Annotated in this window: 28 protein-coding genes; 16 read left to right on the top strand and 12 right to left on the bottom strand. The window is 36.2% G+C overall.

What is annotated here, in order from left to right:
- Window positions 1–155: 155 nt before the first annotated feature.
- From MT391_RS03760 to MT391_RS03780, 5 genes are read right to left on the bottom strand one after another with little or no spacing between them, the layout of a single operon-like run.
- Window positions 156–428 (bottom strand): DUF2160 domain-containing protein, encoded by a 273-nt coding sequence (locus tag MT391_RS03760; RefSeq protein WP_166370358.1) that lies wholly within the window; start codon window positions 426–428, stop codon window positions 156–158.
- A gap of 9 nt (window positions 429–437) precedes the next feature.
- Entirely contained in the window at window positions 438–1,238 is an 801-nt protein-coding gene (locus MT391_RS03765; RefSeq protein WP_166370356.1) for a carbohydrate ABC transporter permease, read from the bottom strand.
- Between the two features lie 19 nt (window positions 1,239–1,257).
- Entirely contained in the window at window positions 1,258–2,121 is an 864-nt protein-coding gene (locus MT391_RS03770) for a carbohydrate ABC transporter permease (protein ID WP_166370354.1), read from the bottom strand.
- The gene (locus tag MT391_RS03775; RefSeq protein WP_499496972.1) at window positions 2,114–3,217 is read right to left on the bottom strand and encodes an ABC transporter ATP-binding protein; all 1,104 of its coding nucleotides are present in this window, start codon (window positions 3,215–3,217) and stop codon (window positions 2,114–2,116) included. Before MT391_RS03775 ends, MT391_RS03770 begins: the two co-directional genes overlap by 8 nt.
- Entirely contained in the window at window positions 3,210–4,310 is a 1,101-nt protein-coding gene (locus tag MT391_RS03780; protein WP_166370350.1) for an ABC transporter ATP-binding protein, read from the bottom strand. Before MT391_RS03780 ends, MT391_RS03775 begins: the two co-directional genes overlap by 8 nt.
- Before the next feature lie 580 nt (window positions 4,311–4,890).
- Between MT391_RS03780 and MT391_RS03785 the strand changes: the two genes are divergently transcribed.
- Both MT391_RS03785 and MT391_RS03790 read left to right on the top strand, forming a co-directional pair.
- Window positions 4,891–6,792 (top strand): sigma-54-dependent Fis family transcriptional regulator, encoded by a 1,902-nt coding sequence (locus MT391_RS03785; RefSeq protein ID WP_499496973.1) that lies wholly within the window; start codon window positions 4,891–4,893, stop codon window positions 6,790–6,792.
- A gap of 375 nt (window positions 6,793–7,167) precedes the next feature.
- Window positions 7,168–7,698 (top strand): hypothetical protein, encoded by a 531-nt coding sequence (locus MT391_RS03790; RefSeq protein WP_499496974.1) that lies wholly within the window; start codon window positions 7,168–7,170, stop codon window positions 7,696–7,698.
- 111 nt (window positions 7,699–7,809) lie between these two features.
- Here MT391_RS03790 and ald read toward each other — a convergent pair whose 3' ends face one another.
- Entirely contained in the window at window positions 7,810–8,928 is a 1,119-nt protein-coding gene (gene ald / locus MT391_RS03795; protein WP_499496975.1) for an alanine dehydrogenase, read from the bottom strand.
- 173 nt (window positions 8,929–9,101) lie between these two features.
- Here ald and lrp point away from each other — a divergent pair, with 173 nt between their 5' ends.
- A complete protein-coding gene (gene lrp, locus MT391_RS03800) occupies window positions 9,102–9,566 on the top strand; it encodes a leucine-responsive transcriptional regulator Lrp (protein WP_166370342.1) in 465 nt (154 codons plus the stop codon).
- Between the two features lie 58 nt (window positions 9,567–9,624).
- Here lrp and MT391_RS03805 read toward each other — a convergent pair whose 3' ends face one another.
- A complete protein-coding gene (locus MT391_RS03805; RefSeq protein WP_499496976.1) occupies window positions 9,625–10,260 on the bottom strand; it encodes a hypothetical protein in 636 nt (211 codons plus the stop codon).
- Window positions 10,261–10,665: 405 nt separating this feature from the next.
- Between MT391_RS03805 and MT391_RS03810 the strand changes: the two genes are divergently transcribed.
- Window positions 10,666–12,306 (top strand): putative bifunctional diguanylate cyclase/phosphodiesterase, encoded by a 1,641-nt coding sequence (locus MT391_RS03810; RefSeq protein WP_499496977.1) that lies wholly within the window; start codon window positions 10,666–10,668, stop codon window positions 12,304–12,306.
- A gap of 46 nt (window positions 12,307–12,352) precedes the next feature.
- Here the strand turns inward: MT391_RS03810 and MT391_RS03815 are convergent, their stop codons facing one another.
- Window positions 12,353–12,727, bottom strand: coding sequence for a VOC family protein (locus MT391_RS03815; protein ID WP_166370336.1), 375 nt, complete (start codon window positions 12,725–12,727; stop codon window positions 12,353–12,355).
- A 1,011-nt stretch (window positions 12,728–13,738) separates the two neighbouring features.
- Here MT391_RS03815 and MT391_RS03820 point away from each other — a divergent pair.
- The 5 genes from MT391_RS03820 to MT391_RS03840 all read left to right on the top strand — a co-directional run bounded on the left by MT391_RS03820 (window position 13,739) and on the right by MT391_RS03840 (window position 16,891).
- Window positions 13,739–14,620 (top strand): sensor domain-containing diguanylate cyclase, encoded by an 882-nt coding sequence (locus MT391_RS03820; RefSeq protein WP_499440443.1) that lies wholly within the window; start codon window positions 13,739–13,741, stop codon window positions 14,618–14,620.
- 294 nt (window positions 14,621–14,914) lie between these two features.
- Window positions 14,915–15,280: a phosphate-starvation-inducible protein PsiE gene (locus MT391_RS03825; protein ID WP_499497047.1), complete on the top strand. Its 366-nt coding sequence runs from the start codon at window positions 14,915–14,917 to the stop codon at window positions 15,278–15,280.
- A 63-nt stretch (window positions 15,281–15,343) separates the two neighbouring features.
- Window positions 15,344–15,811 (top strand): GNAT family N-acetyltransferase, encoded by a 468-nt coding sequence (locus MT391_RS03830; protein WP_499496978.1) that lies wholly within the window; start codon window positions 15,344–15,346, stop codon window positions 15,809–15,811.
- 13 nt (window positions 15,812–15,824) lie between these two features.
- A complete protein-coding gene (locus tag MT391_RS03835; protein WP_299659465.1) occupies window positions 15,825–16,070 on the top strand; it encodes a Rho-binding antiterminator in 246 nt (81 codons plus the stop codon).
- 50 nt (window positions 16,071–16,120) lie between these two features.
- Complete coding sequence (locus MT391_RS03840; protein ID WP_299659468.1) at window positions 16,121–16,891, top strand: spermidine synthase; 771 nt, start codon at window positions 16,121–16,123, stop codon at window positions 16,889–16,891.
- Window positions 16,892–16,902: 11 nt separating this feature from the next.
- Here the strand turns inward: MT391_RS03840 and MT391_RS03845 are convergent, their stop codons facing one another.
- Window positions 16,903–17,787 (bottom strand): flagellar protein MotY, encoded by an 885-nt coding sequence (locus MT391_RS03845; protein WP_499496979.1) that lies wholly within the window; start codon window positions 17,785–17,787, stop codon window positions 16,903–16,905.
- A 124-nt stretch (window positions 17,788–17,911) separates the two neighbouring features.
- On the opposite strand from MT391_RS03845, the gene rnt reads away from it, so the two are divergent.
- Window positions 17,912–18,520 carry a ribonuclease T gene (gene rnt / locus MT391_RS03850; RefSeq protein ID WP_166370324.1) on the top strand — a complete coding sequence of 203 codons (609 nt, stop codon included), beginning with the start codon at window positions 17,912–17,914 and terminating at the stop codon, window positions 18,518–18,520.
- A gap of 326 nt (window positions 18,521–18,846) precedes the next feature.
- A complete protein-coding gene (locus MT391_RS03855) occupies window positions 18,847–19,266 on the top strand; it encodes a fibronectin type III domain-containing protein (protein WP_166370322.1) in 420 nt (139 codons plus the stop codon).
- Between the two features lie 123 nt (window positions 19,267–19,389).
- On the opposite strand, the gene grxD is transcribed toward MT391_RS03855, so the two are convergent.
- Window positions 19,390–19,722, bottom strand: a complete 333-nt coding sequence (gene grxD, locus MT391_RS03860) for a Grx4 family monothiol glutaredoxin (protein ID WP_028869912.1) — start codon at window positions 19,720–19,722, stop codon at window positions 19,390–19,392.
- Window positions 19,723–19,928: 206 nt separating this feature from the next.
- On the opposite strand from grxD, the gene sodB reads away from it, so the two are divergent.
- On the top strand, window positions 19,929–20,513 hold the full coding sequence (gene sodB, locus MT391_RS03865; protein WP_028869913.1) for a superoxide dismutase [Fe]: 585 nt from the start codon (window positions 19,929–19,931) through the stop codon (window positions 20,511–20,513).
- 199 nt (window positions 20,514–20,712) lie between these two features.
- Here sodB and cysZ read toward each other — a convergent pair whose 3' ends face one another.
- Window positions 20,713–21,480 carry a sulfate transporter CysZ gene (cysZ, locus tag MT391_RS03870; RefSeq protein ID WP_499496980.1) on the bottom strand — a complete coding sequence of 256 codons (768 nt, stop codon included), beginning with the start codon at window positions 21,478–21,480 and terminating at the stop codon, window positions 20,713–20,715.
- Between the two features lie 246 nt (window positions 21,481–21,726).
- On the opposite strand from cysZ, the gene zipA reads away from it, so the two are divergent.
- The 3 genes from zipA to MT391_RS03885 all read left to right on the top strand — a co-directional run bounded on the left by zipA (window position 21,727) and on the right by MT391_RS03885 (window position 25,182).
- On the top strand, window positions 21,727–22,674 hold the full coding sequence (gene zipA / locus MT391_RS03875) for a cell division protein ZipA (protein WP_499496981.1): 948 nt from the start codon (window positions 21,727–21,729) through the stop codon (window positions 22,672–22,674).
- Window positions 22,675–22,762: 88 nt separating this feature from the next.
- Window positions 22,763–24,790, top strand: a complete 2,028-nt coding sequence (ligA, locus tag MT391_RS03880) for an NAD-dependent DNA ligase LigA (RefSeq protein WP_499496982.1) — start codon at window positions 22,763–22,765, stop codon at window positions 24,788–24,790.
- A 131-nt stretch (window positions 24,791–24,921) separates the two neighbouring features.
- Complete coding sequence (locus tag MT391_RS03885; protein WP_166370276.1) at window positions 24,922–25,182, top strand: DUF5062 family protein; 261 nt, start codon at window positions 24,922–24,924, stop codon at window positions 25,180–25,182.
- A 142-nt stretch (window positions 25,183–25,324) separates the two neighbouring features.
- Here the strand turns inward: MT391_RS03885 and dsbB are convergent, their stop codons facing one another.
- A complete protein-coding gene (gene dsbB, locus MT391_RS03890) occupies window positions 25,325–25,867 on the bottom strand; it encodes a disulfide bond formation protein DsbB (protein WP_499496983.1) in 543 nt (180 codons plus the stop codon).
- A 222-nt stretch (window positions 25,868–26,089) separates the two neighbouring features.
- Here dsbB and fadR point away from each other — a divergent pair, with 222 nt between their 5' ends.
- A complete protein-coding gene (fadR, locus tag MT391_RS03895) occupies window positions 26,090–26,800 on the top strand; it encodes a fatty acid metabolism transcriptional regulator FadR (protein ID WP_166370272.1) in 711 nt (236 codons plus the stop codon).
- Window positions 26,801–26,810: the final 10 nt, after the last annotated feature.

Here is a 26,810-nt window from a genome sequence, read left to right on the forward strand (position 1 = left end):
GCTGATAGTAATCGCCTTAATTAAGAGATCTATTTTACTGCTTTAAATTACGATCAATTTTTTAATACTATTACTATTGTCATCTATTTAATGAAGGCACCTAACGGTGCATAAAACATCCTTTTTGTAAGACCTAAGATACTCTGTTTACCATATCACCCCCATTTCATTACAATGAGCAACCAAATAATGGCTACTGTAAAGGGCAGCCAGATAGTCACTTCCGTAAATCCGATAAACCCTAAGTGAATAAATGCGGCGCTTAATAAACTGATAAACAGTCTGTCACCACGTGTTGTCTCTATTGGAAAAAATCCTTTCCTTGCGATACAAGGGCTTACAATTTCCCAATAAGTCATTCCTATTAAAATACAAGCAATCCCAATAAAGAATAATGCTGAAGGTGTTGTCCATGCCATCCAACTCATACTGTTCTCCTATACTCGGCCAAGAGCAAAGCCCTTCGCCACATGGTTTCTAACAAACCAAATTACTAATACACCCGGTAAAATTGTGAGCACACCTGCGGCGGCTAATACACCCCAGTCGATACCAGATGCGCTGACGGTTCTGGTCATAACGGCTGCAATCGGTTTTGCACTAACAGAGGTTAATGTTCTCGCTAGTAATAACTCAACCCAACTAAACATGAAGCAGAAGAAAGCCGTTACTCCGATTCCTGAGCTAATTAACGGGATAAAAATTTTGGTAAAAAACTTAGGAAAACTGTAACCATCAATATAAGCAGTTTCATCAATTTCACGTGGTACACCGGACATGAACCCTTCTAAAATCCAGACCGCTAACGGCACGTTAAATAAACAGTGCGCCAGTGCAACACCAATATGGGTATCAAATAATCCCACCGATGAATAAAGTTGAAAGAAAGGTAATAAAAATACGGCTGGTGGTGACATTCGATTGGTCAATAACCAAAAGAACAGATGCTTATCTCCGATAAAACGAAAACGTGAAAAAGCATAAGCTGCTGGTAGAGCAACTAATAGAGTGATCACCATATTCAGCGATACGTAATAAATAGAGTTGATGTACCCCATATACCAGCTAGCATCGGTAAAAATAGTCATGTAATTAGCGAATGTGAATTCATTTGGCCAAAAGGTTAATGTACCTAATATCTCTTGGTTGCTTTTAAATGACATCATCAATAACCAATACAAGGGCAATAGCAAAAACAGAATGTAAACGCTAAGGCCAATTGTTTTTTTCTTATTCATAAATCCGTCCTTATGCTGATTATTTGTTGTCACTATGTGTCATGGCGGTGTAGAACAACCAACTCACTAACAAGATGATCAAGAAGTAAATGATCGAGAATGCCCCCGCTGGACCGATATCAAATTGTCCTACCGCCATTTTAGTTAACGCTTGGCTTAGGAAGGTCGTAGAGTTACCAGGGCCGCCGCCGGTTAATACAAAGGGTTCGGTATAAATCATAAAGCTGTCCATAAAGCGCAATAACACGCCTATCAGTAATACACTCTTAAGCTTAGGGAGTTGTATATATCTAAACACTGCCCATGCGGATGCTCTATCAATACTCGCAGCTTGGTAATAAGCGTCGGGAATGGCGCGTAATCCTGAAAAAGACAGGAGTGCAACCAAGGATGTCCAATGCCATACATCCATTAATAAAACCGTTAACCAAGCATCAATGGGGTTTGCTGCATAGTTATAATCAATACCTAAGGAGTTTAAAGCCCAGCCAAATAAGCCAATATCTGCACGTCCGAATATTTGCCAAATCGTGCCCACTACGTTTAATGGAACCAGTAGAGGCAAAGCCAGTATTAATAAACTGATCACGGACCACTTACCTGATTTGGGCATCATTAATGCCACGCCAATACCAAGCGGGATTTCAATTAACAGTACTGACCCGGAAAAAATAAACTGCCTGACTAAGGAATCTTGCAGCCGTGAGTTATTGAGAATTTCTCGATACCATTCAGTGCCTACAAAGTAGCGAGTACTGACATCAAAAATATCCTGCAGTGAATAGTTCACAACCGTCATTAAAGGCACGATGGCACTAAAGGCAACCAATATAAAAACAGGTAATACTAGGAACCATGCCTTATTCGAATGGGGTTTATTCATGGTTGTTCTCCTTTTCAACAAGAAATTCGTCGATGTATAACATTAACCATTGTTCAGGAAAGCTAATAAAAGTACTTTTATGAGGGACTTTTTGGTCCTCCTGTAAGCGCGCTTTAATTGATACACCTGCGAGCGTTAACGTTACAATTTTATAAGTCCCTAGGTCTTCAACAAACTCAACACTTGCTTCATGCGCTTGCGAGTTGGGTTTGTCCCAAACGTGCACAAATTCAGGTCTAATACCTAATTTAAGGTTATTGGAGGTGCTGTGTTGTAGTGCTTTTTTCTCTGCATCACTGAGTGGAAAAGCGATGTTGCCAAAGCAAACGCCTTCTTTACTGCGTTTGACTTCAAGGAAGTTCATGCCGGGACTACCGATAAAGTAACCCACAAAAGTATGGTTAGGCTGTTCAAATAATTCACGTGGAGTACCAAATTGAACTACCTGACCGCCATACATGAGGGCTATTTTATCGGCAAATGTTGAGGCTTCTAATTGATCATGGGTGACATAAACCATGGTGGTTTTAAATTTTTCATGGATCTGTTTTAATTTGCGACGTAATTTCCATTTTAATTGCGGGTCAATCACGGTTAATGGTTCATCGAACAAGATCGCAGAAACATCGTCTCTTACCAAACCACGGCCCATTGATACTTTTTGCTTTTCATCAGCAGTGAGGTTCGCAGCTTTTTTGCTCAAAACATCGGTAAGTTCTAAAATTTCTGCTATTTCAGTCACTTTGGAATTTATTTTGGCTGCACCCGTGCCCATATTACGTAGTGGGAAAGCTAAATTATCAAATACACTCATAGTGTCATAGACCACTGGAAACTGGAAAACTTGTGCAATATTGCGATCTTGAGGGGGAATTTCGTTAACGCGAACGCCATCAAACAATACATCACCTTCAGAAGGTTTTAACAAACCTGAAATGATATTAAGTAAGGTTGATTTACCGCAACCAGAGGGGCCTAATAGTGCAAATGCACCACCATCATGCCAAATATGATCCATCTGTCTAATTGCATATTCAGGTGGGGTTGCACTAGTGTCATAGCTATGCGCTAATGATTTTAAATGAATCTCAGCCATGGAAGTGATCCTCTATTCTGCGACTAGATGCTTGGATTAAATCTCCATCCTTTTCAAATACATTTAGTTTGTGGGTAGGAACATAGATTTTGATTTTTTCATCTACGTGGTAGCTATGAACGCCGGATAGGTGCAATACCATTTGAAAGTGTGCGTTTCGAACGTGTAAGAATGTTTCTGAACCACTGATTTCGGCTACTTCTACCTGCACTGAAATTTCTAAATCATCATCATTTTTAGGCAAGAGGCTTAAATGACTAGGTCGTATTCCAAATTGGTATTCGCCTGCAGACAGCGTATTTAACTCTGAAGTTAATGGGAAATGCACCATATTATCAAAGGTCACTTCATTTTCAGTAATATGCCCTTTGATCATATTAATAGGCGGTTCATTGAATAAGGTGGCGGCAATGACATTGCAAGGTGAGTGATAGGTTTCTGCTGTCGGGCCTGTTTGAATTATTTGGCCTTCATGCAAAATAGTGGTGGTACCGCCTAAAGCTAATGCTTCGTTGGGCTCAGTGGTCGCATACACGGCAATAGTATTTCGTTGAGCAAATAATTCCCGCATTTCAATACGTAACTCTTCACGTAACTTATAATCTAAATTCACTAATGGCTCATCAAACAAAATAAGGTCTGCATCTTTAATCAAAGCTCGAGCCATTGCGGTTCTTTGTTGTTGCCCACCAGAAAGTTCAAGAGGTAAGCGTGATAAAAAAGGCGTAATGCGTAACATTTCAGCTATTTCCATCACTTTCTCTTTAATACTTTTCTCTGACTCTTTTGCTAAGCGCAGGGGGGAAGCAATATTGTCGTACACACTCATATTCGGGTAATTAATGAATTGTTGGTAAACCATAGAAATATTACGTTTTTGTACCGATACACCCGTCATATCAATACCGTGCATAAGGACGCGACCAGATGTCGGTTTTTCTAATCCCGCCATCAAACGCATTAAGCTTGTTTTTCCAGATAGGGTCCGCCCTAGTAATACATTAAAGGATCCAGGCTCAAAGGTTAGGTTTGCCTGATTAATGTAATACTGGCCATCTACTATCTGTGTCACATTTTCCAACGTCAGGGACATAGCGCGATAATCTCCATTTAGTTATAAAGAAATAAAACAAGGGGTTGTTCAATTTCACTATTTATTAACATCAATGGGGTATAGCTAAATCCATGCCAAAGTTTAAAGTTAACATAAGTATATGATTTTAAATGGTTACTTTGTTTTTTAAGGTTTTTTGAAAAGTGTTCAAATTTTCATGGAATGAGCGGTTTGTTAATAATGTGAACAAATTGTTAACACTATTAAGTGATCTAGGTCGTTTAATATCTAAATCGCCCTTAATGACGCATGGTTATTATTTTGAGGAAAGATCAATATATTATGAAACTGGAATTTTTTATTTTTAAGTTATTGTTTTTAATTGATAATTTAAGTGTAGGCGTACAGTGATGAGTATTTAGGATAAATAGAGAAGGGCTCCTGAATAATGTCTGCCATCGCAAAATGCAGCTTTACCTTCCTGTTTGTTATATTTATGTGATCGAAAATCTGTCTTTGTAAAAATTTGTAATCATACTGTGCTTCCTGAAAATTTTGGTACCTACATTTTTTATTCTCTATACAGGTATGCCATTCATATAATGTAAAAGGTAATGCTATGACACGAGCTGCAGCTGAATTTATTGAACATGAAGCACTAATTGCAAACTCGTGGCAACGTTGTCGTGAGTCTGGGTTATCACATAATTCAGATCCAGATGTTGAGCATTTAGACAGAGGCGAATTATCTTCATCGCTTGAGCAGCATCATCTATTGCTTGAAACTACACACTATGAAGTGCTGCCGTTTTATGAAAATTTATTGGCTAACAGTAATAGTCAGGTCATGCTAGCAGATGGGCATGGCAGCATTATTAAAAGTTGGGGTGAACAACGTTTTAAACCCCAACATAAAGCGTTGTTTAGGCCGGGGGCAAATTGGCAGGAGTTGTCTTTAGGCACCAATGCTATTGGTACCGCTTTAGAAACAGGTAGCATTGTGCAGATTAATCATGACGAGCACTTTTTAATTGCGAATCGTTTTATGACGGGGTCTGCCGCTCCTATTTATGGTGTAGACAGAGAAATGTTAGGCGTCATCGATATTTCAAGTGATACCTATTTACCTGAATGGCATACCTTAGGCATGGTTAAAATCATGTCGCAAGCGATAGAAAACCAGCTGATCATCTCGCACTTTAAAAATAATCATTATATTTTACGTATTAATACAAGTGCAGAGAATATAGATAGTCAGTGGTCTGCACTCATTGTATTTGACGAAACTGGGCTGATTATTTCTGCTAATCGTCGTGCTGAATTAGTACTTTGTAGTGATTTGAAATTGGTTAATATTACAGACATTTTTGAAATAAATATTAGTCAGTTATTAAATCAACCGGAAGATTTTCAAGTGCCGTTGATGACTAAAAAACAGTGTCGAATGCATGGTGTTTTACATAAACCTCAGCAAGTTGCACCGCGAGTTTTAGACTTTAGAAGTTTAGCGCCAGACCATCATAAGTTGCATGTTTCTGAGCAACATAAATTTGAACTAGATGAGCTTAATTTAGGTGATCCAACCCTAGCAAAGGCTATTTTACAAAGTAAAAAAATTGTAGATAAAGATATTCCTATTTTGATCCGTGGAGAGACTGGAGTAGGGAAAGAAGTGTTTGTGAAGGCTTTGCATTATTCAAGCCTGCGCCATAAACATAATATGATCACGGTAAATTGCGCTTCTATTCCACAGGACTTAGTCGAGTCGGAATTATTTGGTTATGAAAAAGGCGCTTTTACAGGGTCGAATAATAAAGGCTATATCGGTCTAATACGTAAAGCTGATAAAGGTACGTTATTCTTAGATGAGATTGGTGACATGCCACTTAATGTCCAAGCGAGATTATTAAGGGTATTACAAGAAAGGCGGGTCAACCCACTAGGCAGTACTGAATCATATCCCGTTGACTTCAAACTAGTTTCAGCAACTAATTGTAATTTAAAAGAGGCGGTAAAAGCCGGTACTTTTAGACAAGATTTATATTACCGAGTCAGTGGATTAAATATTGAATTACCCGCTCTACGAGATCGCACTGACCGTCGTGCTCTGATTCAATTTTTGCTCAATTATTATGCTGAAAATAAAAAACAGGCCTTGATCACTGAACGCACTATGCAGCGCTTTTGTCAGCATCCTTGGCCGGGTAACATCAGACAACTGGTGAGTGTGATTCAGATTGCTCAAGCAATGTCAGAGGATGAAGCCATTGATTTACAATACTTACCCGATGACTTTTTTGCCGATATGGAAGATCAACTTAATGATAATGTCACCGCATTAATGGTTGATAATGCAGCGGTAAGTAGTGAGCCAGATGAATCGATTAAACTTGAAGGTGATGATAGAGATATTGTTAATTTATATCAGTCTTTGAGTTGTAATATCTCTAAAACTGCTTTGGAATTAGGTGTTAGCCGTAACACCGTTTACAAACGTTTACGCGATTGTGGTTATAAATGAACTTTATTTATGTTCGTATGGATAGCCATATCGATTTTTAAGTGGGCTTGTTATATACCTACTCCACTAAAAAGCAGATTAGTCTAGTTGCTTCAAATAGATCATTTCTGCACTAGAAATTTTGGAAAAAAGAACAGCAATTTTTGTCTTGAATTCATCAATTTTTTCTGGACGATATTTGTTCACATGCTTAATGGAATAAGTATTACCTCAAGAAATTGATGCTCAAGTAAGATTGTTTTTGTACTGACGATACTGGCAGCAATTACTTAAAAAATAATTAACTATGGAGTCTATTATTTATTGCTAAGTAACAGTGTAACTACTATACATGCAGCATGTATGACTGCATTAACTTTTAAACAGAGGAAACTTATGATGAAGCAAATATTAATACTTACTTTTACGACTTTCTTATTAGCCGCTTGTTCAAATGTGCCTAACCTTGATGATTATGCTCATGATCCCGATGCCATGTGGGAGCAAGGTAAAAAACAATCCAATAAGGGAGAAAAATTAATTATTAAAGGGGAAAAACTGCTGGAACAATCTCGCCAAGAGTTTCGAAAAGGTGAGGAATTGATTCAATTGAGTAGCGATGCGATCCTTAAAGCCAGACAAGATTATCAACTAGAAGCAACGCGTATTGGTGATTCTACTAGTCCTAAAGAAATTGAGTTTGAAGCAGATAGATTAATCTTTATTGGTGAGAAATGGGAAGATGCCATTGATGATGTAAAAAAAGGTAACGCGATGGTAGAAAAATCTAAACAGCGACAAACTGAAGCACAAGCATATATCAAAGAAGGTCGCGAAGCGGTTGAATTAGGAAGTAATTTTATTCGAAATAGCCAACGCTTAAGATTAAGTATTCCACTTTTAGATAGCCCCAGTAAAGCCGACTAAGGGCAAAAATCACTGTGTCCGCTTAGTTTAGACGGTTTAAGTCGTTAGCATAAAGCCCCTCGATGCTTATCAATAGCGCAAGGAGCTTTAATGCTATTCTCATAACGCTACCTAAACTGCCAGCGCTGTTGCAGCTGAAACATAGTGTAGCTGGTGGGCTATGGCTACACTTTCATAGGTTAATTGACCATTAATGACATTTAGCCCTGCTAATAAACCCTGATCATTTTGTAATGCACCTTTATAACCTAAGTTGGCTAGTTTAATAATGTATGGCAGGGTTGCATTATTGAGTGCAAACGTTGAAGTACGGGCAACTGCACCTGGCATGTTGGCAACACAATAGTGAACCACTTCATCAACAATGAAAGTAGGATCTTGATGAGTTGTTGCATGTGAGGTTTCGAAACATCCACCTTGGTCAATCGCTACATCGACAATAGCTGAGCCTGGTTTCATTTTAGCGATATGCTCTCGTGTTACTAGTTTAGGTGCAGCGGCCCCTGGAATTAATACCGCACCAATAACAAGGTCCGCGGCTAATACTTCGGCCTCCAGTACATCTGTTGTTGAATAGAGAACCTTAACTCTGCTGCCAAATTGAATATCTAAATTACGTAGTGTATTAATATTACGGTCTAAAATAGTCACGTCTGCACCTAAGCCGACTGCCATTTGAGCGGCATTATTACCCACCATACCACCACCAATAATCACTACTTTTGCAGGGGCAACGCTTGGTACGCCGCCTAACAACATACCACTTCCTTGATTTGATTTTTCTAAGGATTGTGCCCCAGCTTGGATCGCCATACGTCCAGCTACTTCTGACATCGGTGCTAAGAGAGGTAAACCACCTTTTGTATCAGTGACTGTTTCATAGGCGATACATACTGCTTTTGAATCGATTAAGTCCTGGGTCTGTGGTAGGTCAGGTGCGAGATGTAAATAAGTAAATAGAATTTGTCCTTCACGTAACATTGCACGCTCAATGGCTTGAGGTTCTTTCACCTTAACAATCATATTAGCCTTGGCAAAAATAGTATTCGCTTGATCTTCAATGCTTGCGCCTGCTGCAATGTAATCTTGATCAGTGAAGCCAATCCCGTTACCGGCATTTTTTTCAACAGTGACAGTATGGCCATTTTGCACTAACTCACGCACACTCGCTGGCACCATACCAACACGATATTCATGATTTTTAATTTCCTTAGGTACACCGATATGCATAATTTTTTCCTTTCAATGTTAATGAAGTTGATTGTTAGGCGACTACAAATAAATATTTGATAGAAATAGTATAAACAATTGAAAAAAGTTATATTCACTACTTATATGAATATAATCCTTTTAAAGTATTCTTAATAAGAGAATAAAACTATTTAATAGCAAAGGTGTGGTTGATGTCACTAGATAGGGTTGATCGTAATATATTACGAGAATTACAGAAAAATGGCAGGATCTCTAATGTGGAGCTTTCTCAAAAAGTAGGTCTAAGTGCTACGCCTTGTTTGGAAAGGGTGAAAAGATTAGAAAAGCAAGGGGTTATCAAGTCTTATACTGCGTTGTTAGACCCTCAGTACTTAGATTCATCGTTACTTGTTTATATCGAGCTGACATTAAAACGATCTAGCCCGGATGTTTTTGAACGCTTTAATAAGGCTGCAACACAACTCGACTCTATTTTAGAATGTCACTTAGTGTCCGGTGATTTTGATTATTTATTAAAAACACGTGTCGCGGATATGTCAGCATATCGTAAAGTCCTTACAGAAACCTTACTATTATTACCCGATATAAAAAATTCAAAAACTTATGTGGTGATGGAGGAAGTGAAATATTTAACGTCAATAAATGTGCCTAATTAATTAACGTTACTTTCTAAATGCTTTCATTTATTAGAGACGCCATAAAATATTGTTTTAGCTAGTTATAAAGTGCATTCACATCGCCATTTAAGATGCTTTTATTGATTCGCTGTAGGCTACTATGTGCCGTCTCTAATACTTGCTGCATGTTTTCATAACAACGACGTTCATTTTTTCCATAAGCGAGGAAGTTTAATGTCACTTGATAACCCATGCCTCCGCTATCTAGACCGTCCCCTAATGATAAATAGCAAGTCGGTGATGTTGATAAGCATATTGCGCCGGCTTTAAATCCAGGTTTTATGCTTGAAACCTGAATTAATAGATTATTTACTAACCATTGAATACTTTTTTGCTGACAATTTTCTGGCAAGTCGCGAAATAAAATCATCAAGCGGCCGCTGCATTTTTTTGCAAAGGGATATTGCTGATCGGGGTTATTCTCAACATCAGTAAATGTGCAATCATTACTTTCCAGTAAGGATTTTGTACTGTTTATCCACTCAATTAACGAATAAAACGTTTCTGTAAATGCCCACTTCTTAAAAGGAATAAGATCTTCTAATGTAGTTCGAATCAAATCAGGCCTTTTTTTAAAATCGATATAAATAAACTGTTTATTTTCTACCATATGAGTCCACGGATGGGACCTTAAAGTGCTGTTGTCGATTTGCTCGGATACAAATGCATCCATATCTATTCCTTTTAAAGTTACTTGTTATGGTTGTAGTTGATATTAACAGTTATCTTTACGGAGCTATATAACAGATTAAACGCGAAACACGTCATGCTTTAAAAAAGTGGTAAGTCTGCTTAAGAAAAGGAAACTATATTTATTAAATCTAGCTCACAGCGTTTGCAAAATTTAGAAACTGTTACTATTTATATTTTAACGATGACATTGCTAGTTTTTAATTTGATGACTACACTGTGCAGCAATTTATCTGGCATAAAAAGTCTTTGTATTATCAAATAATAATGATGAATAAAGGTTGATGGTCACTAATTATTAGTAGTCATTGTCTGATATAATTAATACAAAATTATCTAAAGGCTTAGTATAAAGTCTGTAATTATTAAAAAGTTGGTGAGTTGTACTATGACAAATAATCGAAAAACATTATTAGCGGCGTTAACCATTCATAATGGTACTATTATGGATTGTAACGAGGCTTTTACTGAGCTATTTGGTTTCACTACTCAACAACTAAAGCATATGCCTATAGAAAATAAACTGGTGCTTTCAGAAAATAGTGAATTTACTAATTTACAAACATTATGTATTGCGGCGATTGCAACGGAAGAGGGGCTATTTACTACCGCTGGGATGTTTAATCATTTACATTATGTTGTCGCTGTTAAATTACACTGTGTCGCTCAAGGTAATAATACTTTCACATTACATTTTTGCATCGCAAAAAATAAATCAATTGATCCAATCTCTGAGTTACCTAACGGGTGGGCGTTAACTTCCAGAATCAATTATTTAACCAATAACAAGTGCCTCACCTTGAAAGAGATGGTGTTGATTATTATTGAAGTCGATAATTTTTCGACGATTAATTACCGTTATGATTATTTGGTAGGTGACCAATATTTAGTGATGTTAGGTAAGCGGTTACAACAATCAGCCAAAGATTTTGGCTTTGTTATTCGCTATTCAAATGCAAAATTTGCTATTTTAATAGAAGATCATAACAACTTATCCTCACAGCAATTAATGAATAAAATAGAGTTGATTTGCAAGCACCTCTGCTCAGATTTAATTAAACCTATCGCTATTTCAGCTGACATTGAAATAAATAAACCTTTTAGTATAGGAGTTAGTTCACCGGGGTTTGAATATGATTGCTACCATTCTATGCAGATAGCTGCAGAAACCGAAAAACAAAAAGCCAGAAGATACAGTGTTAATAAATATTATATTGCGCCCCCTGTGCCGACCGATGAATTATTAAATAAAAAGTTAATTACCGATGCATTACCCTTGGCAATAGCCCAAGATAAAATACAGCTACATTACCAACCTCAATATGATATCAAAACTAATAAACTGATTGGTTTTGAAGCGCTATCTCGTTGGTATGACGAATTATTAGGGTACGTTGCTCCTGATATTTTTGTTGCTATTACCGAAGACATTGGGTTGCACTTCGAATTTGATCTTTGGGTTTTTGAGAAAGTTTGTAGGCAATTAGTTAAATGGAAAATAGGCGCTATTGTAGTGCCACGTATTGCGATTAATGTGTCCTTTAAAACAATGGAAATGAGTACATTTATTGAACGTATAAAAGTTATTCTCGATCAAACTGGTTGTCCAACGCACTTGCTTGAATTAGAAATAACCGAAACGAGTTCTATCACTAATGCCAGCATGCTTTCGGCTAATATGTTACAGATTAAAGAGTTAGGGATGTACATTTCCATTGATGACTTTGGGACAGGTTATTCATCATTAAGCTTGATTCGAAATTTTTATTTATCGATTGATAAATTGAAACTAGACCGTAGTTTGATCGATAAAGTTTGCCATACACAATTGGATAAAAACTTTGTAAAACATATCATCAAACTCGGAAAAATATTAAAAGTAGCAGTACTAGCAGAAGGAGTAGAAACCCAGCAACAATTGGACCTGTTGATAGAATTAGGTTGTGATTATGCACAGGGGTATTACTTTTCAAAACCTGTACCCCTTGAAGAAGTTCCTGCATTAATTCATGCCAGTGAATGCGTTTAAGTGCCTTGTAGTGCACTTTTATTAACATTTACTGATTATTTTTGATTCAAAAAACCACTGATATATTCAATTTGTTGCCATCAAGATCACGAGCATAGGCGCCATAATAATCTGGATGATAATCTCGTGGTCCGGGTAACCCTTCATCGCTACCACCACATTTTAATACCGCCGCATGGAAAGCCCTTACTGACTCAGGATCTGGAGCAGAAAACATGACTTGTGTGCCATTACCAAATGTCGCCTGTTGTTTATTAAACGGTAAGATTAAGAAGAATGTCACTTTGCCATCTTTACCCGCATAACCTCTTTCTTGCTCATCAGATACGATACAAGTCATTCCAATTGTGGCTAATACTTGATCATAAAAAGCACCCGAAGTTACTAAGTCATTGGTACCAATACATACACCAGAAAGCATATTTTTTCCTTAAAGTCATAATTAAAATTATTTGAAAGTAACTTATTTAAAAGTAACCATTGCCTACCTATTCCCGTTATCAATCGAGATGCTTTATTCAGTCGTTAGCTTGGACAGCAAGGCAAGGCGTAACATGATGACAATGGCTAGTCTTATCGAATGTTGCAACGCCGAATTGCTTTTCGAGCTAACGACCCACAGGGCAAGTTGTGAGGCAAGCATCTTCGTTGTTAGAAAGTATTGATTGAACTAGTTAGATCTTCAACTTCCTGCCTAGAAGCTACTCACCTCACAACTTGCTGAACTTTGCATGTTGAATGGTAACGGGTATCTATTGCAGCTATAAGTATTTTGTCACTTTATTAAGATAACAAAGTGTAATGTCATTTTAAATTGATTGTTAAGGAATTTTTGGCAATTTAACTATCAAGCTGTCTATATGTCTTTATGGGTGTGTAAGCATTAATTGCAAAGTTTACTTACAGGTTTAACAGGTTGATGGAATAATAAGCGGTTATAATATAAAAACCTAATATATGTATTTTTTCCTTTTAGATTAACGATTTATGGTATAAATTTTAGCCCTTCATTTTTTAAGATAGTTAAATAAGCAAGCCGCCATGTGGATGCTGTTAGACAAAGTTAGACAAATGTTAGGCAGCTAACGAGTACTTATACGCATACTTAATGAAGGCAAAGACCCTGTAAATATATATTACTGGTTAATCTCGCTTTTTAGACCTTGTAAAAGGTTACGTTTACCGAGCATATGTTGTCTTTCATGTGTTTTACAGTGGCTTATTGCTCTTTGAGATAAAGCGACACCGGTTTTATTACAGCCTCAAGCAAACACATATTAAATAGCAAAATATCAGTTGTCCTTAAGTGAATGAAACTTTATTGCCTCTTTAATGCCTTATCGAGTCAATTTACTAATATCTTATAGTGCAGTATCCATATTCAAAAAATACAATTATATGTCATTCATAAAAACGAGCCAAAGGATTGTTCATGATATCAAATCACCTTAATAAACTTAGAGGGCTGCATGCTGCGTTAGATAATCTGCAGTCATTTGTTTATATAAAAGATACTGAATCAAAATATATTTACGCTAATAAATACACTCTGGACTTATTTAAATGTGCAGCTGAAGATTTGCATTTAATTCGAGATCAACAATTATTTTCCCCTGAAATAGTAGAAAAGTTAAGAGAAATAGACTTGAAGGTTTTGTCTGGTCAGGAAACTAGAGAAGAAATTACTATCAATGAAGATAGTGCTGATAAGAAAGTTTACCTTGAAGTGAAAACACCTCTCTATTCAGAAACATTACCTAACCTCATTATCGGTATATTAGGTATTTCGACGGATATTACTTACCAAAAAAAATTGGAAGAGAAAGCACTAACATTAGCGAAAACAGACGCACTAACCAATTTAATCAATAGATTGGAACTTGATTCAGTGCTTGATTTACAAATAGAGCAATCAAAACGTTTTGCACACCCATTGAGTATTATTATGTTTGATATCGACCATTATAAAAAAGTTAATGATAATTTTGGACATCTGGTTGGTGATCAATGCTTAGTTGAAATGGCTTCTATTTTAAAAAATAATGCGCGTGTTATTGATACTGTAGGCAGGTGGGGAGGAGAAGAGTTTTTGATTATCTGTAACGAAACTGATTTAAATGGTGCGTTAAAACTAGCAGAAAAACTAAGAGAGGCAGTTGAAAATAATCAGTTTAAAACGGTCAATCATATAACTGGAAGTTTTGGTGTCGCAAGCTTTAAAGCCGAAGATACAATTGATACGTTAATAAATAGAGCGGATCAGGCATTATATAATGCAAAACAGCAAGGCAGAAATAGAGTGGCAAGCTTGTAAATTCATTATATTTTACATACTGAACAATTAGCGACAGAAAAAATGAAACACGTACTAAAGTTAACCATAGACAACCATCTCCGATAAAAGCAATCAGCTATAAAATAAGCAATAGTGTATTACTAGGTTCAAAAATCAGTAATGCTTAATCTGACAAATAAGGACATGCATTTATCAGTTGAATTCAGTTGTATCTAAGCTGAATTCAAGAATAGAATAGACCACTTCATTATTACAATTCGTTTCAAGGAGTATTCCACTGTTAAAGGTTAAGAAAGCAGGATATAGAGCGTTATCCTTAGTCGAGCATATTGGGTTTTCGTTATTGCATTATTAACCGTGGTTGCCATGGCGAATGAAGTCTGGTTAGTGATATCTAATGGAGAGGTGACATTGTCGAATTTAGTTCTTCTGTTTATTTATTTAGAAGTTTTTGCGATGGTGAGTTTGTACTTGAAATCAGGCCGTCTACCTGTACGTATGCCACTCTATATCACCGTCGTTGCATTAGCGCGATATATGATTTTAGATATGAAAAATTTGGACACTATAAGAATGTTAGGGTTATCTGCATCTATTCTGATTATCGTATTAGCCATACTAGTCATTAGATACGGCCATATAAAGTATCCATATGGTAATACAGACAAAAATTTATAAACAACTTTTTATATGTGAGATATTAAATAAAGCTGGCATGTAGTGTTACAGCAACGAGGATATATGAAAATAGTCGAATATACTCCGCAATATTCTGCTGAAGTGGTTGATGTTTTATATGCTGCAGTACATGCGATACAAGAAGATCTTTACTCACAAGCACAAAGAAAGGCTTGGACTGCGGGTATCATTGATAATAATAAATGGAAAGAGCGCTTGTTGATTAGCAAACCATACTTATTCCTTATCGATAATAAAATAGCTGGATTTATTGAATTAGATTCAAAGGGATACATTGGCTGTCTCTACGTTGCACCTACTATGCAAAGAAGAGGCGTCGCATCTTCATTATTACGGTATATTTGTATTGTTGCTGTTGAAGCCGGTCTAAAACGTTTAACCGTCCATGCATCGCTTGTCGCTAAACCCTTTTTTGAAAAATTTTCTTTTGAGGTTGAGGCTGAAAACAAAGTAATGCGTGAGGGTATAGAACTGACTAATTATAGTATGTACAAGTCACTTTCCGTATAAAAGGACAAGTAGCATGATAAGTTGCGAACATTACGACACCATTGAAATAGTATGCATGTACCATTACCCGATCAAAATTAGGTTAAAAACAGGAAAAATACTTGAAGGAGTTGCCATTGATACTGGACGTAATAGTGGCAGAGAAGAGTGCATTAAAATGAACATTGATAGTGTTGAAAGTTATATCGTGTTGGATACTATTTCTACACTCGAAGTTACTATTAATAACCCGCATTTGGGCAGTATTTCTTTTACTTGATAGTAATGCTAGTTCTTCTTTTATCTACTTCATCTAGGAATTAAGCTGTCATGAATAGAGAAGCTTTACCAATGGAAGGTTCTTTTGTTGTTGAACAAAAAATGATTGATGGGGTGTTATTAGTTGTTAAAGAAACTGATCAATTAAGATGGTTTGAATACGGAGGTTTCTCTATACAATCGGTGATGAATAAACATCTTTCGACGAAAATTCTAACGCCAGTTTCTCGGTCATTACTGCTATTTTTACTCTTTAAAAAAACGCCACTTTCAATTTTAAATTTAGGGTTGGGGGGCGCTGCTTTAGAGCGTGCATTAGTTACCATACCAAATTTAACATTGACCGCCGTTGAGGCTTCACAATCAATTATTGATATGGCGACAAGTTACTTTAATTTACCCAAGCAAGTGAAGGTTTTTTGTCAAAAAGCGGAGCAATATATAGATCAGACTACTGAGGTTTATGATGTGGTAATTTGTGATTTGTTTATCGGCGAAAAAAGCCCTGACTTTTTATTTTCCTCTAACTTTTATGAGCAGATTGCGAATATAACCACTGAGCAAGCTGTACTGATGATCAATATTCAAGCAGATACAAATCAAGAGTTATTCAATGCTTTGTCGGCAATTAAAAAACAATTTCCTCATATAGCTTTGGTTGAATTTACAGATTACAGCAATATTGTGCTTATATGTAGCTTACAAAAAATCCCTGATTTATCGATACTGGTCAAGGACACAACAGAACTCACTCAATCTATATTATTTGATATCGACAAGCTGCTTGATAAAGTGATTTATATAAATAGTGAAGCATCATGATCAAATACGCGTTATATCTCTTCTTTCTCAATTGAAATAACCACTCGTCTATTTTGTTCTCTGCCAAGTACGCTTCTATTATCGGCAATATGGTGTTTTTCACCAAAACCAGAGACTTTAATTTTATCGTTATTAAATCCTATTTCCGATAAATATTCTTTTATCGAGTTGGCTCTTTTTTCAGATAACACTCTATTGGCATTAATTTCACCGTAACTATCAGAGTAACCCGACACCAAAATAACATTGATCGTTTCATCGTGCTTTATGTAATCACCAATCATTTTTAGGCGTTTTTTAGAAAATTGCGTTAATAATGAGCCATCTTTTTTATAGTGTAAAATACTGTAAGAAATATCATCAAAATTGTAGGGTAATAAACGTGAGATACAATTATTAAAGTCATCATAACTTTTATTAAAATTGATTGAAGAGAGTCCGACACTAACCATCTGATTATTGTTGTACCAATCATGAAAATAAAAGGTTGGGTATTGACCTCTTTCAAGTTCATTTAGCATGCGCCATGCACTTTGTCTGGTCACGTAACCATCAAACTGTTGATGGAATGTGACCGTATCAATTAGTTCAGGCGCCGCACCTGGTCGCCATTGTGGAGGCACGGATTTTAATTGCACAACTTCAGAGGTTGGCATTGCTCGTCGACTGTCTAGCTTGAAATCTAAATTGATTTTTTTACTCGCTTTGACCACAAAGTTAGCCTGACCATAACGAGGAATAGGGTGTTCAAGAGTGCACTGTATCGGTGATGAACTACTCAAATACCAGTTAGAATTATCCAAACCTGCATTGTACTGCTTATTAGCAGAAAGCGCTGGCATAGCTGTCATCATTAGTAGTAAAGGATAAATATTTTTTATTGTAATATTTTTCATAGTTGCTCGATATTTTTAAACACTGCTTCATATATCGGCAGAGGGATAAATATCTTTAGTAAAATTATGCGATTTTTACCACTTTCTGGCATAATCCTCAGACTTTATTTAATAGTGAGATGAAATGGATAACCAATTAGCAGCGCGTTTCAGAGGGTATTACCCAGTTATAATTGATATTGAAACATCAGGATTAGATCCTCATTGTCATGCGATTTTAGAAATCGCGGCCATTTTTCCTGAAATGGATGAGCAAGGGTACTTAAATAGCGTGGATAAAATTCATTTCCATGTAATGCCATTTGAAGGCGCTGAATTAGATCCTAAGGCGCTTAGCTTTACAGGAATAGACCCTTTTAATCCTTTACGTAACGCTGTTGATGAGCGTGAGGCATTAACCGAGATTTTTAAAAAAGTGCGTAAATATCAAAAATTGAACGATTGTAATCGTGCCATTATTGTTGCTCATAATGCCTCATTCGACCAAGGCTTTATTAATAAAGCAACCGACCGTTGTAAACTGAAGCGTGTCCCTTTTCATCCTTTTGCTTCATTTGATACCGCGAGCATGGCTGGATTAACATTAGGTCAAACAGTATTGGCTAAAGCCTGTGCAGAGGCGGGAGTTGATTATAATAATAAAGAAGCACATTCTGCTCTCTATGATACTGAAGTCACCGCAGAACTATTTTATTACATGGTTAATCGTTATAAAGCATTAGGTGGCTGGTAATAAGCAATTATTTTTAGTTTAAATGCAAAATAATTTAATTAATTTTAGAACTCTTTATATTTCAATATATTAACCATGCTAAATATAATTGTTTGATTTAAATGTGTTGTTTACATTTATATTTTTAATTTTAAGTTGTTGATTTTTTTGTTTAATGTTGTTTTTTTAAGTGAGTTTTTAATCCTAATTTTGATGTTTTTTGTTTTTCATTGAATCTTTTGTCATCTATAGGGTCCATAGGTACTGGAAATTAATTGATCGTTTAGTTTGGTCTTAATTGTATATAAATGGCTCTATAAAGGTATTGTGTAAAAGTGATGAAGATAATGATGAAAAAAATAAAATGGTGTAAATTGTTTGCTTTAATGATCTTACTGCCATTAGCAGGTTGTGCGGTAGATGTTGATGAGGAAAATGCCGAAGCGTTGGCTAAGGCAGAATTAGGTATTGAAAAGCAAGTTGATGGTTCTGAAGTAGGTGGTCGCACTAATAATGCAATTGATTTGCTGCCAGACTATATTTCCATTGAAGTACATTGGGAAGATCTAGCCGATAATGAAGAAGGTTTTTTGATTGAAAGAAGTACCAGTGAAAGTGGCGATTTTATATTACTAACTGCCTTAGAGATGGATAAAACGACTTATTTAGATGAAAAAGTAAAACAAGGTAGTACTTATTGCTATCGCATTGGCGCTTATAATAATGTTGGTGTTGCTTATTCAGATGTGAGTTGCAAAAGCAGTTGAATAGTATAGTTGGAGATAGGTAAAGGTTTCAAGTAGATATAAAGGCTAGCACAACCAAGATTGTGTTAACCTTTATAAACTCATACTGCTTAGGTAATATTTAAGCAGTATGATGCTTAATAATTACTCTGCTGCGTTTGCTTTTTCAGCTGCGGCTGTAATTAATGGTTGTAATTCACCTTGTTGGAACATTTCTAAGATAATATCGCAACCACCTACAAGCTCTCCTTCTACCCATAATTGAGGGAAAGTAGGCCAGTTAGCATATTTTGGTAGTTCAGCACGAATATCAGGGTTTTGTAAGATATCAACGTAAGCAAAAGGTTGTCCACATTGCATTAATGCCTGTGAAGCTTGCGAAGAAAAACCACAACTTGGTAATTTAGGCGACCCCTTCATGTATAACAAAATTGTATTTTCGTTTAATTGTTCTTTGATTTTATCTAAAGTTTCCATTATTTTTCCTCTAACGACAGCATATTATTAATTAATTGCACATTATATCAGTTGTAAGCGTGCAATCTTACTATGAATTTGCGATTATTCTACCATAGATAAAAAATGATCTAGCTCAATTTTTGTTGTGGCTTTTTATTCATAAAGAAAGTATAAATGGTCGCTAAAATTGATATCCCCCTCAGCCTCTATTAGGAGAATTTAAAATGGCTTTTGAATTACCAGCATTACCTTACGCAAAAGATGCATTAGAACCACACATTTCAGCTGAAACGTTAGAGTTTCACCATGGTAAGCACCACGCTACTTACGTTGCTAAATTAAACGGTTTAGTTGAAGGTACTGATCTTGCTGAAAAATCTTTAGAAGAAATCATTAAAACTTCTGAAGGTGGCGTTTTTAACAATGCTGCACAAATCTGGAACCATACATTTTACTGGAACTGTTTAGCGCCTAATGCTGGCGGTGAACCTACGGGCGAACTTGCAGCTGCTATTGATGCAAAATTTGGTTCTTTTGCTGAATTCCAAGCACAGTTAAATGATAAAGCTGTTAACAACTTTGGTTCTTCATGGACTTGGTTAGTTAAAAAAGCAGATGGTTCATTAGAAATCGTTAATACATCAAACGCAGGTACTCCATTAACTGAAGAAGGTACTACACCACTTCTAACTGTTGATTTATGGGAACATGCTTATTACATTGATTACCGCAATGTACGTCCTAACTACCTAAATGGTTTTTGGGCATTAGTTAACTGGGAATTTGTAGCTAAGAACTTCGCTGCTTAATTACCTATAGACTAAGCTGGAAGTATAGAGCATCGTCTATTCGGGCGATGATTGATATTTTTAGTTTGCCATTAATGGAAGTATTTTATTAATGGCCATTGAATATAAACCTATCGCTGATCGAATGATCAGGATAGGTTTTTTTGTATGTGTAGTTTATATGTGTAGTTTAATAATGGTTGTACTCTATTCTTGAGGTTTATTGATCTATAGTTAGTGCTTGATTTTTATAGATATCAACCCAAGCAGCGGTTGCACCACAAACAGCAATGGGCATAATAATAAAGTTTAAAATAGGTAACGTAGTGCAGAGGCTAATTACCATTCCAAAGGTAATATTTTTACCGTAGCGTTTTCCTAAAATGGTGCGCATGCTAGTAAAAGAAACTTTATGATTGTCAAAGGGGTAGTCAGCGTACTGAATTGCCATCATCCATCCTGCAAAGATAAACCAAATAATAGGCGCGAGGGTTTGGCCCACCACTGGTATTAAAAATAAAATTAAACAGCCTAAAATACGAGGCAAGAAATATAGCCATTTTTGGCATTCTCGTTTAAATATTCTTGGTAAATCTTTAAATAAATCCTGCCAACCTTCATCATTGATAGGTTTATTGGTTAATAACATTTCAGTCTTTTCAGCTAACAAACCATTGAATGGTGCCGCAATTAAGTTGGCAATAGTCGAAAATATAAATGAGAATAAAAATAAAATAGAAAAAATTATGATTGGCCAAAGCACATAGGATAACCAAGTTAAAATAGATGGAAGCTCCTGCATGTAAGCATCTATCCAGTCAGTAATGCTAGAAAATAAAAACCAAAATGCACTGGCGAAGATCAATACGTTAATAAATAATGGAATGAGTACAAACATTCTTAGTTGGGGATGACGAAGAAGTTGTACACCTTTAAATAAATACCCTATGCCGGATAATGGCTGATGAATTAAACGTTCATTGTTCATGATTAAACCTTGTCATTGTTATATCAGACGATATTACCTTGTATAGCGGTTATCATTCAAGATACAAAAATCAATGTTTGTTGATAGTAAATGGACATAAAGTGTAAATATTCGCTAATAATTGATCTCTTTTATAAATTCCTTAGCAGTTTTGCAAAAAATTAGTGGCAAATGATAGACGCACAGCTTGATACAAGGTAATTTAAGGGTCATAAAGTTATCTATGATCAATCAAGAGAATCAATAATGCAGCACTTTCAACCTATTCTTATTGCAATTGGTATTTTGGCTATTGCCGGCGTATTAATTCATGGTTTTTTACTCAACAGGAAAAACAAGTTAGCCTTGCTCGCGGAACAAGAAGAAAAATATGATGAATTAGAAGAAGGAGACGAATCCTTTAATGATCAAGATAAACAATCATCTAACTCATTCAATCGTGAACGTGACTTTGATTCAATGGCTTTTTCTTCACACCTTTCAGACGATAAAGATCAGTCAGAGGTGATCAATTTTAATATTGATGCACAAGAAGATAACAACGATATCGACACGATCGTATTTCAAGACGATAAAGATCAAATGATTGATAAACTTGAGCCTGAAATACAGCCTGAAGGCAAACAACAACCTGATGTCAATAATATCACCAGTGTTGATCAGATCATCAGTGATATTGAATTAGCAAATAAAGATGACATTAAAGTTACTGACCCTAAACAAGCTATCGACGCTAAGCAAGTAAGTGAAACTGCGCAAACTAGCCAAGTTGAACAAAAGCTGCCCGATGAATTATTTATTTTTAATATCGCTGCCAAACAAGGCGAACGTTTAGGTGGTCATGAGCTATTGCAATTCTTTTTAACATCGGGTTTTCGTTATGGAGATATGAATATCTTCCATCGACATGAGCATTCAGACGGTACTGGTGAAATATTATTTAGCATCGCTAATATGATGGCACCGGGCACCTTTGATTTAGATTATATGGAACAATTTAATTCTCCTGGTATTTCATTTTTCTTTACCGCCCCAAATGATAAAATTAGTGTAAATAAATCCTTCGATATGATGTTGCGGGCAGTAGAGCAAGCTGCAGAAGAATTTGACTGTGAAGTTTTAAATGAAAAAAGAGAGAAATTTACCCCTGAACAATTTATGGAGTATCGTCAGCGTTTACAACAATACCAATAACATTGAAAGGGCATTTACCACTTTCTAGAAGAACCTCGTTTACGAGGTTTTTTTATTAGTAAAAACAAATAAATAAGAGCAAAGATTGATGAGTGATAATAAGCAAACAGTAGAAAAACAAATACAACAACTAAGCGAATTATTAGAGGAATATAATTATCAATATTACGTACAGGATGCTCCTTCGGTACCTGATGCGGAATATGATCGTGTTTTCCAAGCTTTACAAAAGCTTGAAATAGAAAATCCTGATTTAGTCTCGATCAACTCACCAACTCAAAAAGTAGGTGGTGCTGCTTTATCAAAGTTTGAACAGGTAACACATCAATTACCTATGTTGAGCTTGGATAATGTATTTGATAGTGACTCATTAAATGATTTTATGCAGCGTGTGATGGAGAAATCGACTCTAGCTGAAACTGCTTTTTGTATTGAACCAAAACTAGATGGCTTAGCAGCTAGTATCATTTACGAAAATGGTGTATTGGTTCAAGCGGCAACTCGAGGTGATGGTCTAACTGGCGAAAATGTAACAGAAAATGTTAAAACCATTACTAATTTACCACTCAAACTTCGAGGGGAGAATATACCCGAAGTGTTAGAAGTACGTGGTGAAGTCTTTATGTTAAAAGCCGGCTTCGACAAATTAAATAAAGGGTTGATTGCCGCAGGTGAAAAACCTTTTGTTAATCCTCGCAATGCCGCCGCTGGAAGCTTACGCCAGCTAGATTCTAAAATAGCTGCTGCACGTCCATTAGCTTTTTATTGTTACGCAGTAGGAGTTTTTGAAGGTGAGTTAGCGAACAGTCAATATCAACGTATTGAGCAACTAAAGGCTTGGGGCTTACCTGTTTCAAGCGAAGTAAAACGTGTTATAGGTAAAGATGCTTGCCATGATTTTTACGACAAGATTGCACAAAAAAGACCGTCTTTAACTTATGAAATAGACGGTGTTGTTTATAAAGTGGATGATATTGCTCTACAACAAAAAATGGGGTTTGTTGCTCGTGCTCCGCGCTGGGCTACTGCCTATAAATTTCCGGCTGAGGAAGCTGTAACAGTTGTAGAGAATGTAGAATTTCAAGTCGGGCGTACTGGTGCTATTACGCCGGTTGCGAAGTTGAAGCCAGTTTTTGTTGGTGGTGTGACAGTCTCTAATGCAACGTTACATAATAAAGATGAAATTCAACGCTTAGGGATTTTGATTGGCGATGTTGTTGTTGTAAGACGAGCAGGTGATGTGATCCCGCAGGTAGCAAGGGTGGTATTAGATCAACGTAATAGTGAGTTAACCCAAGAAATTATTTTTCCTGAAGCGTGTCCTGTTTGTGGCAGTGATGTTGAGCGTATTGAGGGAGAAGCGGTAACACGTTGTACAGGGGGCTTATTCTGCGAAGCGCAACGCAAACAAGCGATTAAACATTTTGCCTCTCGTAAGGCCTTGGATATTGATGGGTTGGGCGATAAATTAGTGGAATTGTTAGTTGACCATAATATGATCAAAGATCCTTCTCAGCTTTTTTCGTTAACCGCTCAACAGCTGGCTAGTTTGCCTCGAATGGGGGAAACCTCGGCGAAGAAACTAGTAAATAGTTTACAACTAAGCAAAAAAACTACACTCGCGCGTTTTTTATATTCCTTAGGCATTCGTGAAGTTGGAGAAGCAACGGCCGCTAATTTAGCTAATCATTATAAAACCTTACCCGCTATCATTGCCGCAGGTATTGAGTCATTAAAAAGTGTTAGCGATGTTGGAGAGATTGTCGCTAAACATCTTTACTATTTTTTCCGCGAAGAACATAACTTAACAGTTGTTGAGCAGTTATTAGCAGCCGGTGTACATTGGCCTAAGATACAAGAAGTTGATCAAAGTGAGTTATCTTTATTAGATAAAACCTTCGTTATTACGGGTAGCTTTGATGCTATTTCGCGCAATGATATTAAAGCGGCTTTACAAGCATTAGGTGCTAAAGTTGCTGGTAGTGTGTCCAAGAAAACAAATACTTTGGTTGCAGGGAGCGCTGCTGGATCTAAATTAACTAAAGCAACGGAATTAGGGATTGAAATTTTAGATGAAGCTGCAATATTAACGTTATTAGGTAAAACAGCCGATTAATAACATTATTTAATGAGAATCTTGTAACTCATTCACAAATAGAAGTTTTATTTGTGAATGATACTTTATATTAGTGTTTGTCGGTGTTAAATATAAAGAAAGGTTGGTTTACGGTAAGTAAAGGAATAAGTATGAAAAAGATTAAAAATGAATCTCAGTTATTACAACATGCCACCAAGCTTGGCGTCGCTTATGCCCTTAAACGAGGTTATGTGGGAATTGATAAAACAACCTCTGCAAAAGATAAGCAAGAATGTATTTACCGATTACTCGTACAAGATAAGCTAATTAACCCATTAAATGAAGGCGATGAAAACACAGCCAATATTCGTCACAAATTAGTAGTGTGGATAATGAAGAATTTGCCTGCAGATCATTCATTATTAAAATAATTATATACAGCATTCGTTGTCACTTGTAGATCATTAACAAGTGACAACAGGTGCTGCTTTTAAGGTGCTATTATCTTTTTATTTCATTTATATGTCTTTTTATTTCTCTTATACGAAACGCATTACTTACAAAAAGAGAACGTTATTTAATGGTTGATGCTTTTGCAGGTAAAATAGCAGTGACTGCGACCACTACGAAAATCACAACATAAATAGCAAAACTCAATATCAACCATTGCGGCATCGAGTAACCCATAAATTGCCAAACTATATCTGAACAATCACCAGTAGGGTTAAATAACCAAGGCATAAATTCATGTAATGGTAACCACTCTGGAAAATTAGGGAAAAAATCACAGGTAGCAAAAGGTGATGGATTCATTTGATAATCTACATGTTCAACTGCTAATAGCAATCCCCATACTGACCCAACAGCCCAAACAGCAAAAGCGATTAAACGTACTAATAAATAACTTGGTGCAGAAGCCCCAATTAGACCCGTGAATATGATAGCTAACATAGTGATACGTTCATAAATGCACATAACACAAGGTTCAAGCTTCATCACGTGCTGAAAATAAAGGGCTGACAACTCTAGCGCCAATGCACTAAACGCCAGTAATAGCCAAGGCCAACGTCGCAAAGAAAGGTTTTTTAAATTGGGTGAGAGGGAATTTGAGCTCAATGGTTTCTCCTAATAGAATATTTCAATCCACGGAGCTACATTGTACTCCTTAAAAGTTCATTATAAACAGCGGATTACTGTGTTAAATGATAAGGTTACAAATCACAATGTGATTTAGATCACATTTGCTTATTTGCTAATACTGTTTTTCTAAACAGTCAGCATCGAATACAATGAATATGTTAATATGTCGCCATACGATATTGGAAAGTCAAAATACCCATGATAATGAAAGCGAAAGGCCCTGCAGACGTTGCAGAACAATACTTAATTGAGTCTATTTGGAATGGGTCCATTCCGATCCATTCAGAGTTACCAGCAGAAAGATTGCTCGCGGATAAAATAGGTGTCACACGCACTACGTTACGAGAAGTACTGCAACGTTTATCAAAAGAAGGGTGGATCACCATCCGTCATGGTAAGTCCACTAAAGTTAATGATTTCTGGGAAACATCAGGTCTTAATATTTTAAGTACAATAACGCGTTTAGATAAGGAACATCGCGGCGATTTTATTGACCAACTAATGTCTGTACGGACCAATATAAGTACCATTATTTTGAGAATGGCAGCCAAACATAATAGCCAGAGTGTGATTGAGTTTTTAGAGGATATTCCCTCTGCAGATGCAAGCAGCGAGGTTTTTACTGAGTTTGATTATCGTTTTTATCATCATGTTGCCGTGTCATCAAATAATATGATTTATGTACTGATCTTAAATGGATTACAGGATTTGTATCGTAAAGTGGGTACTTTTTATTTTTCTAACAGTGAAGCTAAGTTAATCGCATTATCTTTTTATGCTGATATTAAAACAGTATTCGAACAGGGTGATGGTCAGCAAATTATGCAAATAGTGCGAGAATCTGCTTTTGCAAGCGGTAAAATATGGCTACGTTTACGTGATCAATTACCAGATAATTTTTTAGATTAAAGTCGTTTTA

This window comes from Vibrio sp. 1-Bac 57, from assembly GCF_037546855.1.
Classification (GTDB): Bacteria; Pseudomonadota; Gammaproteobacteria; order Enterobacterales; family Psychromonadaceae; genus Psychromonas.

Coding starts and splice junctions, on each gene's coding strand:
- ald (WP_499496975.1), bottom strand. CDS start 8,928: ATGCATATCGGTGTACCTAAGGAAATTAAAAATCATGAATATCGTGTT.
- MT391_RS03845 (WP_499496979.1), bottom strand. CDS start 17,787: ATGAAAAATATTACAATAAAAAATATTTATCCTTTACTACTAATGATG.
- MT391_RS03770 (WP_166370354.1), bottom strand. CDS start 2,121: ATGAATAAACCCCATTCGAATAAGGCATGGTTCCTAGTATTACCTGTT.
- MT391_RS03765 (WP_166370356.1), bottom strand. CDS start 1,238: ATGAATAAGAAAAAAACAATTGGCCTTAGCGTTTACATTCTGTTTTTG.
- MT391_RS03780 (WP_166370350.1), bottom strand. CDS start 4,310: ATGTCCCTGACGTTGGAAAATGTGACACAGATAGTAGATGGCCAGTAT.
- cysZ (WP_499496980.1), bottom strand. CDS start 21,480: ATGAACAATGAACGTTTAATTCATCAGCCATTATCCGGCATAGGGTAT.
- sodB (WP_028869913.1), top strand. CDS start 19,929: ATGGCTTTTGAATTACCAGCATTACCTTACGCAAAAGATGCATTAGAA.
- MT391_RS03835 (WP_299659465.1), top strand. CDS start 15,825: ATGATAAGTTGCGAACATTACGACACCATTGAAATAGTATGCATGTAC.
- MT391_RS03855 (WP_166370322.1), top strand. CDS start 18,847: ATGATGAAAAAAATAAAATGGTGTAAATTGTTTGCTTTAATGATCTTA.
- lrp (WP_166370342.1), top strand. CDS start 9,102: ATGTCACTAGATAGGGTTGATCGTAATATATTACGAGAATTACAGAAA.
- MT391_RS03810 (WP_499496977.1), top strand. CDS start 10,666: ATGACAAATAATCGAAAAACATTATTAGCGGCGTTAACCATTCATAAT.
- MT391_RS03805 (WP_499496976.1), bottom strand. CDS start 10,260: ATGGATGCATTTGTATCCGAGCAAATCGACAACAGCACTTTAAGGTCC.
- rnt (WP_166370324.1), top strand. CDS start 17,912: ATGGATAACCAATTAGCAGCGCGTTTCAGAGGGTATTACCCAGTTATA.
- MT391_RS03840 (WP_299659468.1), top strand. CDS start 16,121: ATGAATAGAGAAGCTTTACCAATGGAAGGTTCTTTTGTTGTTGAACAA.
- ligA (WP_499496982.1), top strand. CDS start 22,763: ATGAGTGATAATAAGCAAACAGTAGAAAAACAAATACAACAACTAAGC.
- MT391_RS03775 (WP_499496972.1), bottom strand. CDS start 3,217: ATGGCTGAGATTCATTTAAAATCATTAGCGCATAGCTATGACACTAGT.
- MT391_RS03815 (WP_166370336.1), bottom strand. CDS start 12,727: ATGCTTTCTGGTGTATGTATTGGTACCAATGACTTAGTAACTTCGGGT.
- MT391_RS03785 (WP_499496973.1), top strand. CDS start 4,891: ATGACACGAGCTGCAGCTGAATTTATTGAACATGAAGCACTAATTGCA.
- MT391_RS03760 (WP_166370358.1), bottom strand. CDS start 428: ATGAGTTGGATGGCATGGACAACACCTTCAGCATTATTCTTTATTGGG.
- zipA (WP_499496981.1), top strand. CDS start 21,727: ATGCAGCACTTTCAACCTATTCTTATTGCAATTGGTATTTTGGCTATT.
- grxD (WP_028869912.1), bottom strand. CDS start 19,722: ATGGAAACTTTAGATAAAATCAAAGAACAATTAAACGAAAATACAATT.
- MT391_RS03790 (WP_499496974.1), top strand. CDS start 7,168: ATGATGAAGCAAATATTAATACTTACTTTTACGACTTTCTTATTAGCC.
- MT391_RS03820 (WP_499440443.1), top strand. CDS start 13,739: ATGATATCAAATCACCTTAATAAACTTAGAGGGCTGCATGCTGCGTTA.
- fadR (WP_166370272.1), top strand. CDS start 26,090: ATGATAATGAAAGCGAAAGGCCCTGCAGACGTTGCAGAACAATACTTA.
- MT391_RS03830 (WP_499496978.1), top strand. CDS start 15,344: ATGAAAATAGTCGAATATACTCCGCAATATTCTGCTGAAGTGGTTGAT.
- MT391_RS03885 (WP_166370276.1), top strand. CDS start 24,922: ATGAAAAAGATTAAAAATGAATCTCAGTTATTACAACATGCCACCAAG.